Origin of the sequence: Pseudoxanthomonas mexicana (assembly GCF_010093385.1) — a bacterium.
Classification (GTDB): Bacteria; Pseudomonadota; Gammaproteobacteria; order Xanthomonadales; family Xanthomonadaceae; genus Pseudoxanthomonas_A; species Pseudoxanthomonas_A mexicana.
In genome coordinates this window covers 1-8,821 of sequence record NZ_PDWV01000085.1, presented here as the reverse complement: position 1 = coordinate 8,821, position 8,821 = coordinate 1, and the positions used below count along the sequence as shown (strand labels likewise).

At 69.4% G+C, this 8,821-nt stretch carries 8 protein-coding genes and 1 pseudogene; 3 read left to right on the top strand and 6 right to left on the bottom strand.

The window, feature by feature from the left end; genetic code table 11:
• Nucleotides 1–72 precede the first annotated feature (72 nt).
• A complete protein-coding gene (locus CSC76_RS18260) occupies nucleotides 73–717 on the top strand; it encodes a DUF4124 domain-containing protein (protein WP_162111383.1) in 645 nt (214 codons plus the stop codon).
• 7 nt (nucleotides 718–724) lie between these two features.
• Here the strand turns inward: CSC76_RS18260 and CSC76_RS18255 are convergent, their stop codons facing one another.
• On the bottom strand, nucleotides 725–1,780 hold the full coding sequence (locus CSC76_RS18255) for a type 1 glutamine amidotransferase domain-containing protein (protein WP_162111382.1): 1,056 nt from the start codon (nucleotides 1,778–1,780) through the stop codon (nucleotides 725–727).
• A 60-nt stretch (nucleotides 1,781–1,840) separates the two neighbouring features.
• Nucleotides 1,841–2,616: pseudogene (locus tag CSC76_RS18250) on the bottom strand (SDR family oxidoreductase).
• Nucleotides 2,617–2,674: 58 nt separating this feature from the next.
• Between CSC76_RS18250 and CSC76_RS18245 the strand changes: the two are divergent.
• A complete protein-coding gene (locus tag CSC76_RS18245) occupies nucleotides 2,675–2,932 on the top strand; it encodes a hypothetical protein (protein ID WP_162111381.1) in 258 nt (85 codons plus the stop codon).
• Between the two features lie 3 nt (nucleotides 2,933–2,935).
• Here the strand turns inward: CSC76_RS18245 and CSC76_RS18240 are convergent, their stop codons facing one another.
• The 4 genes from CSC76_RS18240 to CSC76_RS18225 all read right to left on the bottom strand — a co-directional run bounded on the left by CSC76_RS18240 (nucleotide 2,936) and on the right by CSC76_RS18225 (nucleotide 7,273).
• A complete protein-coding gene (locus CSC76_RS18240) occupies nucleotides 2,936–3,322 on the bottom strand; it encodes a hypothetical protein (RefSeq protein WP_202923570.1) in 387 nt (128 codons plus the stop codon).
• The gene (locus tag CSC76_RS18235) at nucleotides 3,319–3,801 is read right to left on the bottom strand and encodes a hypothetical protein (protein WP_162111380.1); all 483 of its coding nucleotides are present in this window, start codon (nucleotides 3,799–3,801) and stop codon (nucleotides 3,319–3,321) included. The genes CSC76_RS18240 and CSC76_RS18235 overlap by 4 nt, the downstream gene beginning before the upstream one ends.
• A 129-nt stretch (nucleotides 3,802–3,930) precedes the next feature.
• A complete protein-coding gene (sppA, locus tag CSC76_RS18230) occupies nucleotides 3,931–5,835 on the bottom strand; it encodes a signal peptide peptidase SppA (RefSeq protein ID WP_162111379.1) in 1,905 nt (634 codons plus the stop codon).
• A 70-nt stretch (nucleotides 5,836–5,905) separates the two neighbouring features.
• Nucleotides 5,906–7,273: an MATE family efflux transporter gene (locus CSC76_RS18225; RefSeq protein WP_162111378.1), complete on the bottom strand. Its 1,368-nt coding sequence runs from the start codon at nucleotides 7,271–7,273 to the stop codon at nucleotides 5,906–5,908.
• 102 nt (nucleotides 7,274–7,375) lie between these two features.
• On the opposite strand from CSC76_RS18225, the gene CSC76_RS18220 reads away from it, so the two are divergent.
• Nucleotides 7,376–8,587: a DUF3667 domain-containing protein gene (locus CSC76_RS18220; protein ID WP_162111377.1), complete on the top strand. Its 1,212-nt coding sequence runs from the start codon at nucleotides 7,376–7,378 to the stop codon at nucleotides 8,585–8,587.
• Nucleotides 8,588–8,821: the final 234 nt, after the last annotated feature.

Sequence of the window (8,821 nt, the reverse complement as noted above, 5' to 3'; positions counted from 1 at the left end):
GAGCGAACGACGTGCGCTGGATCTGGAACAGCGCGACATCGACGCGCGCATCGCCAACGACTGCAGGAACCCATGAGCTGTATCCCCGCTCCCTATGCCCGCCGGCTGCTGCTGGCGACCTTCCTCGGCGCCGCCATCGCGCCCGCATCCCGGGCCGGAGACGTCGTCATCTACCGCTGCACCGACGCCAGCGGCGCCCTGACGCTGCAGAATGCACCGTGCCCCAAGGGCATGAAGCAGGAGCAGCGCACGCTGCAGGGCGTCAACACGGTGCCGATGGCGCCGGCGAACTCGGCTTCGCCACCGACCACTGCACGGATGCAACCGGCCGCTCCGACCCGACCCGCGACGCAGGAACCCGCACCCGCCGCGACCGCGGCCGATGCTCCCCGCCTGCCGCCACCGGTCCTGTTCCAGTGCACCACCTACGACAAGGACACCTACGTCACCGAGGACAGCGAGCCCGCCTCGCGCTGCGTCGCGCTGCGCACGACCGGACTGGACGGCAACCCGCAGGGCGGCGCCGGCCAGGCCTGCGAAGTGGTGCGCGACACCTGCGCCCGCGTGCCCGACGGCGCGCTGTGCGATGCATGGAAGAAGCGCCGCGACGAAACCGAAGTAGCCTGGCGTTTCGCGCGCCGCGAGAATGTCGACAGGAACCGCGCCGAGTACGAGCGCGTGGCGCGCATCCTGTCCGAAAGCGACTGCGGAGAGTAGTTCCGCGTCAGCCCAGCGCCAGCGCCTGGAGATGCCACGCATCGCCTGCACGCCCCTGCATGGCCGCGACCAGGGCGTGCATCAGCAACAGGCGCTTGTCCGCCTCCGGCAACGCGGCCCTCGCCTCGCGTGCGGCCGCGATGCCGTGCCGGTGGTAGGCCGTCATCACCTGCACCGCCTGCTCGTCCCGCCCCGGCGCGCGGGTGACCGGAACATGGCCCAGCGCACGCACCATGGCCTCCGCCGTGGACCAGGTCGACCACGGGTTCTGCCCGGTGACGATGCGGCCGTCGACGACCGTGTTGTCCAGATACATCGGGCCTTCCACGTAGTGCCCGCCCTTCTGCAGGATGCGGTCCTGGAGCAGATAGGGGAATCGTGAACGCGCATCCTCGATCAGGAACAGCTCCTCGGCGTTGCTGAAGGCCGCCACGCGACGTCCACGCAGCAGCGGCGTGCCGTCGTCCAGCACCACGTCGAGCAACGCGGCCGGGCCATGGCAGACGGCACCGATGACACCACCGCGCTGGTACACATCGCGCACCAGGCGCTGGATGCCGGGATCGCCGGGAAAATCGAACATGGTCCCCTTGCCGCCGACGAAGTAGACCGCGGCATAACGCGACGCATCCACGCCGGCCACGCGCAGGCTCGCGGCCAGTTTCCGTCGCGCCCCGGCATCGTTGAGGAAGGCGAAGTCGGTGGCCACCATGTCCTCGTCATCGCGCCGCATCGGCGGTGCGCCTCCGCGGGGACTGGCGATGTCCACCTCGTAGCCGTTGGCCTGGAACACGTAGTACGCACGCGCCAGCTCGGTCAGTTCGAAACCGGCCTTCTTTTCGCCACCGGGAAAGTGCGAGGTACTGGTGACCACGGCGAGGATGCGGCCACGCGACCCATGCACCGCCGCCCGCATGAAGTCCAGGTCGGCCACCGTGCTGCGCGCGCCCGCAGGCGGCTGGCTGTCCAGGTCCAGTGCGCGCATGTACGCGAAGCCGACGATGCATACCACCAGGACGAGCGCACCACACGCCGTCGCGACCCGCTTGATCCAGCGTCCCATCTTCGTGTCCCCGCTCTGTGACGGGAACACGCTAGCGGGCACGCATCAAACGAACGTCAATCAGAACCCGTAGCGCAGGAACCCGCCATCCACCGCGATGCACTCGCCGGTGATGTAGCTGGAGGCGGGCAGGCAGAGGAATCCGACGGCGGCAGCGACTTCCTCCGGCTCGCCGATGCGACGCATCGGCGTGCGCGCGATCACTTCGTCGTAGTAGTCCGGGTCCGACAGCGGACCGGAGGTGCGGCGCGTGCGGATGTACCAGGGCGCCACCGCATTCACGCGCACGCCGTCCTCGGCCCATTCGGCGGCGAGGTTGCGGGTCAGCTGGTGCAGCGCGGCCTTGGTCATGCCGTAGGGCGCGCCGCTGCGTACGGCGGTGATGCCCGACCGCTGCCCACGTTGACAATGCACGAAGCGGCATGCCGGGTGAGCAGCGGATGCGCGTAGCGCGACAGCTCGAAGGCGGAGAATACGTTGGTCTCGAAAATGCCACGCCACTCGTCCTCGGTGTAGTCCACCGCGGCCCGGGTGACATTGCCGCCCGCGTTGTTGACCAGGATGTTCAGGCCTTCGGCGTGGTCTTCCACCCAGTCGAGGATGGCACGGCGGTCCTCGTCATCGGCCACGTCGGCGGCCAGCACGCTGATCTCGCGCTCGGGGAATTCCTCGGCCAAGTCCTGGCGCGCGTCCTGCAGTGCGTCCGCGTCGCGCGCGACCATCAACACATCGGCGCCGAAGCCCAGCAGTTCGCGCGTGATCGCCAGCCCGATGCCCGCGCTGGCGCCGGTCACCAGCGCCAGTTGTCCCTCCAGTCGCCACCGGTTCGCCGCCACGTGCGTCTCCTTCATCGTTGGGCGTAGCATAGCGCCACGTCACATGAGGATCGTCGCCATGCCCGGGATCCGCTTCGCCCTGATCGCCTCGCTCGCCCTGCTGGCCACGGCCTGCCACGCACCGGAGCCGCCGCCCACCGACGAGCCACCGGAACCGCAGGCCACCGCATCGACGACGCCCAGCGGCACGGAACTGCGCGACGCGATGCAGGCACCGATCCAGAAAGCCGAGGCCGTGGAGGCGCAGGTCCAGGCGGCGGCCGATCGCACGAACGCCGCCGAAGCCGACGCCGCCGGCAACGCCAGCGCGCCCTGAGCGTCAGCCTTCGCCGTCGGCGGCGAACTCCACCCAGCGCCACTCACCGTTCACGCGCCCCAGGTGGAACTGGTAGGGCGCGCAGGACAGCACGTAGCGGTCGTCCTCGCGCAGCGGGGCCGCGGTGCGCAGGCAGTGGCGCACCTCGACGGTCAGCAGGGCCGGCACCACCTCGCGCGCCATGCCTTCACGGGCATGGTCCCGGCCTTCGAACAGGAACGGCAGCCGGGTCATGGCGACGACCGCATCGACATCGTTCGCGGCAACGGCGGCGCGCCAGCGCGCGAGAAACGCATCGAATTCCGTGTCGGCATCCCCCGCCCGTGCGGATGGCAGGGTGCTGACGAACGCGAACGCCAGCGCGGTGACGACACGTATCATCGGCCTCATTCCGGTTCTCCCTCGCAGACCGCCGGCGGCACGTCGCCCGCGCAGGCGCGCGGCCAGCTCGGCAGGCGCAGGGCGACCCAGGGATGATCGTCCAGTCCTTCGCAGGCCGGCGCCGGCGCGAATCCTTCGGGCAGCGCCATGCCGGGCATGTCGCAGGCGTGCGGCGCCGACGCATCCCGCGAGGTGCTCACCACCCGCTGCAGTCGACCGTCCCTGAACCACAGCGTTGCCCAGTGCCACGGCTCGGGATCGACATCCATCACCCACAGCGTCTTGCAACCCGTGTAGTCGTCCGGCAGGTCCGCATTGCGTGGATGCACCAGCATGAAGCCCCCGGGCGTCGCCACCACACCGGCGTTTTCCGGCACCGACGCGTGCGCGCAGGACGGCAGGTCGGGCAGGCCGGGCTGCGTCGCCCGGGCGCCGCCCGCGCATGCCAGTACGATCATCGCCAGCACGGCCACCTTCATGCGCCTCATCCGCACTCCACACTCCGTCGATGCTGCCTACAACGCGGATTGCGGGTATGACGGCCATCCCATGGCGCAAACGCAGCGGACCGCCCGGTCACCCGGGCGGCCCGCTGGATCACGCGATGGCGGTCGCGGTCAGAAGCCGCAGAAGCAGTACGCCAGCGTCTTCACCGGCGCGCCCTGGCGGTCGTTGACGGCTTCCTCGACGAAGCGCAGCTGCGCTTCCATCTCGGGCAGGCTGCGCGCCAGCAGCGCGCGCGCGAAGTCCGAATCCTTCAGCCAGGCCGCACCGATGCGGCTGCCCGCGAAGCCGCCCATGAACTGCGAGAACGGCGAGGACATCTTCTCGATGTAGCGCACACGGTACTTGCCGGCCTCGCCCAGCTTGGCGCGCCGGGCGGCGTCGGCCAGGGCCGCGTCCAGGCCCGCCAGTTCGTCGACCAGCCCGCGCTCCTTGGCCTGCGCACCGCTCCACACGCGGCCACGGGCGACGGCATCGATCTCCTCGACGGACTTCTTGCGCGCGTCGGCGACCTTGCCGGTGAAGTCGGCGTAGCCCTTGTCGATGACCGACTGGATCACCTGGCCCACGGCCGGGTCCAGCGGACGGGTGATGTCGAACGCGCCGGCGAAGCGGGTGGTGCCCACGCCATCGGTGCGCACGCCGATCTTCTCCAGCGTGCGCGGCACGGTGGGGATCATGCCGAAGATGCCGATCGAGCCGGTGATGGTGGACGGAGCGGCGTAGATGCGGTCGGCATTCATGCTGATCCAGTAGCCGCCGGACGCGGCCAGGTCGCCCATGGACACCACGACCGGCTTGCCGGCCTTCTTCAGCGCAGCCACTTCGCGACGGTTCTGCTCGGAGGCGTACACGCCACCGCCGGGCGAATCCACGCGCAGCCCCACGGCCTTCACGTCGTCGTCGTCGCGCGCCTCGCGCAGCAGCGCCGAGGTGGACAGCCCACCGACGCGGCCGGCCGGCTGGTCGCCGTCGGTGATCTCGCCTTCGGCCACGACCACGGCGACCTGCGGGCGCTTGTCGAGCGGATTGATCTTGGCGTCGAGCTGGGTCAGATAGCCGGTCAGGCCGATGGCACGGAAGCCGGTGTCCGAATCCTCATCGGCCACGCCGCGTTCGATCAGCAGGTCCTCGACTTCTTCCTGGGTCTTCAGGCCGTCCACCAGCTTCTGCTGCAGCGCGTACTTGGCCAGGTCGCCGCCCGCGGCGGCGATGCCCTCGGGCAGCGTGTCGATGCCGGCGGCCAGCGCTTCGGGCGTGGTCTTGCGGACCTTGGCGATGTCGGCCAGCAGGCGCTGCCACACGTCGTTCATCCAGTACAGGTCGGCTTCCTTGGCTTCCTTGGAGGCGGCGTCCAGCACGTAGGGTTCGGCCGCGGATTTGTACTCGCCCACCTTGAACAGGTGCACGTCCACGCCCAGCTTGTCCTGCAGGCCTTCACGGTAGTACTGGCGGTAGCGGCCCAGGCCCTCCAGCATCAGGCTGCCCATCGGATCGAGGTAAACCTCGTCGGCCTGCGCGGCCAGCAGGTACTGGGTCTGGCTGAGGTTCTCGCCGAAGGCGACGATCTGCTTGCCGGACGCGCGGAACTTCGCCAGCGCAGCGGCGACTTCGCGCAGCGAGGCGTAGCCGGTGGGCTGCAGCTGGTCCACGCGCAGCAGCATGCGCTCGATCTTCTCGTCCTTCTGCGCCGCCTCGATGGCGCGCAGCAGGTCGCGCAGCTGCACTTCCTCGGCGCTCTTGTCGCCCAGCGCCTTGGCCAGCGCGCGGGTGGCGGGATCGGCGGTGAACTGCTCCACCAGGCGGCCTTCCGGCGCCAGCACGAAGGTGGTGCGCTCCATCAGCGGCTTCCCCCCGCCACTGCCGGCGGCGATGATGAAGAAGATGAAGATCAGGAACAGCAGCCCGAAGAAGATCAGGTTGAGGACCAGCTTGCGGGTGAAATTCGCCACGTCCCACAGGCCGACGAAGAAGGCGGCGACCGGGCTGCGACGGGGTGCGGGGGCGACTTGGCTCATGGGGAACTCCGGGAAACTGGGACCACTGTAGCGTGCGGCCATCGGGCTTTCATGCCCCGATGGTCACCCGTCAGGCTGACATGACGGCGGGCCGGCGCCGGCTGCTGCGCTCGAAGCGCCAGCCCAGCAGCACGGCCGCGGCGGTCAGGCCCACGATCAGGCCCAGCCACATGCCCTGCGGGCCCCAGCCCAGCCCCAGGCCCAAACCGGCGCCCAGCGGCATGCCCAGGCCCCAGTACGACACTACCGCCAGCCACATGGGCACCCGGGTGTCCTTCAGCCCGCGCAGTGCGCCGGCCGACAGCACCTGGATGCCATCGGGGAACTGGAAGGCCGCGGCGAACAGCAGCAGGGTGCCGGCCAGCGCGGCCACCGCCAGGTCGTCGGTGTACAGGGACACCACCAGGTCGTGGCCCAGCAGCAGGAACAGCGCCGACATGGCCTGCGTGGCCAACACGATGACGTAGCCGGCGTGCGCGGCGCGGCGGATGCCGGCCACGTCGCCCGAGCCGACCGCATGGCCCACGCGCACGGTGGTGGCCTCGGCCACGCCCATCGGCACCATGAAGCACAGCGCCGACACGTTGATGGCGATCTGGTGGGCGGCGGCGGGCGTGGCCCCCAGGCGTGCGATCAGCAGCGCCGTGACGATGAACAGGCTGCCTTCCATCAGCACGGTGATGCCGATCGGCAGGCCGGTGCGCAGCAGCTGCATGATCGGCCCGCGGCGCGGCGGATCGAAATGCGCGAACAGGTGCAGGTCGGCGAACCGCTTCGCACGCGCGAGGTACGTTGCGAACGCGATGGCCTGCAGCCACATGGTCAGCGCCGAGGCGATGCCCAGGCCGCCTGCGCCCATTTCCGGGAATCCCAGCTTGCCGAACGTCAGCACGTAGCCCACCGGTGCCAGCACCAGCAGCCCGCCGAAGCCGAGGATCATCGTGGGCAGCGTCCAGTGCGTGCCCTCGCTGAGATAGCGCATGCAGAAGTAGAACGTCAGCGCCGGTACGCCCCAGCGGATGCCGTGCAGGAACGCGGTGGCGCCGGGAATGATGTCGGGCGCGATGCCGAATGCCGCCAGTGCGTGCGGCGCCACGCTGAGGAAGGCGAACATCAGCACGCCCAGGCCCAGCGACAGCCACAGCGCCTGGCGGAACAGCGGCGCGATCTCGCCGCGCCGGTTCGCGCCGTCCAGCTGCGAGACCGAGGCGGTCAGCGAGATCAGCGTGCCGATCGGCACCATCATCGGCAGCCACAGCAGCGCCGTGCCCACGGTCACCGCCGCCAGCGTGGCGGTGGCGTGGTGGCCGGCGATCACGTTGTCGACGAAGCCGATCAGGCCGGTGGAGACATGGCCCAGCACCAGCGGCAGCGCGAGCGTGGCCGTCGCACGCACTTCCTGGCCGAAGCGCGGGGTCGGGGAGGGAGACACAGACATGGGGATCAACCGCCGGACTACGGTCGCGCGGTTTCGCGCTGGCACCGGGTCACGGGAGGCCGGTATCTTACCCGCTCGCCACCTGCGCCGCCCGAACGCCCCATGACCCCATCGCACGATGCCGTGCACGCCAGCGCGTGCGAGAACTGCCAGACGCCGCTGCAGGGCGGGTTCTGCCACGTCTGCGGACAGAATGCACACAACCCGCTGCGCAGCTTCGGGCATGCGGTGGAAGAGGTATTCGAATCGTTCTGGCACCTGGACGGCCGCATCTTCCGCACCCTGCGCACGTTGCTGTCGCCGGGCAGGCTGGCCAACGCCTACCTGGCCGGCCACCGGGCGCCGTACGTGGCGCCGCTGCGGCTGTTCGTCATCCTCAGCGTGCTGACGTTCTTCGTGGGCAAGTTCGCCATGGGCAGCGGCGATGTGCTGAGCCCGCCTGCCGTGGCGGACGGCAAGGGCGGCACAACGGTCCAGGTGACGGGCGCGGGGGGCGAAGGCGTCGATTTCGCATCGTTGACCGATCCCGACGAAGTGGTGCGCCTGCGCGACCGCACCATCGACGGGCTGCTGGCTGCCCGCGCCACCATTCCGCCGACGCTCGTGTTCGCACGCGAACGGGTGGAAGACAACATCCGTGGCACCCAGGCGCGGGCGCGCGCGCGCATCGCCGAACTGCAGCCCGACCACCCGGCGCTGGCCCAGCCCGACCGGATTCCGGAAAACGGGCCGATGCCCGACAGCACCGGCTCGCTGTTCTCCCAGAACGGCAAGCCCTGGCATCCGGTCGACAACCCCGTGCGCGTGGCCTGGCTTCCGGAGTTCGGCAACCGCTGGTTGAACAAGAAGATCGCACGCGCGCAGGACAACATCCCGCGCCTGCAGAAAGACCCGGAACTGTTCAAGAACGCCATGATGGGCGCCGTGCCGTCCGCGCTGTTCGTGCTGGTGCCGGTGTTCGCGCTGCTGTTGAAGCTGGCCTACATCGGCACAGGCCGGTTCTATCTGGAGCACCTGGTGGTGGCGCTCTACAGCCACGCCTACCTGTGCCTGTGCGTGCTGGCGTTCTTCCTGCTCTCCTTCATCGACAGCCTGCTGCCCGCGCAGGCGACCGTGGCGCGGGCGCCGGTGTGGCTGGCCGAGTTGCTGGTCATGTTCTGGATGCCGGTCTACCTGTTCTGGATGCAGCAGCGCGTCTATCGCCAGCACCCGGTCGTCACGCTGCTGAAGTACCTCGCGCTGGGCATGCTGTACTTCATGCTGGTCGTCACGGCCATGGTCCTGCTGTCCCTGACCAGCCTGGTGAATGCTTAGAAAAGCCGTACCGCGCTTTCCAGGGAAAACCTGGGCCTTTGCGGCCGGTCGATCGATCGCCCGATGCAGGGTGCGGCGGATCCGCTCCGACAGAATCCCGGGCTAGCTGTGATCTCTCGGTAGGTTGTTCATCCGGGGCATCTCTGGAAGATGGGGGTTGCGAAGCCAACCCAGCCCCCAGGAGCCCCGGATGAACCTGCATAAACATGCCCGTTTGAGCCCGCGCGGTCGAGC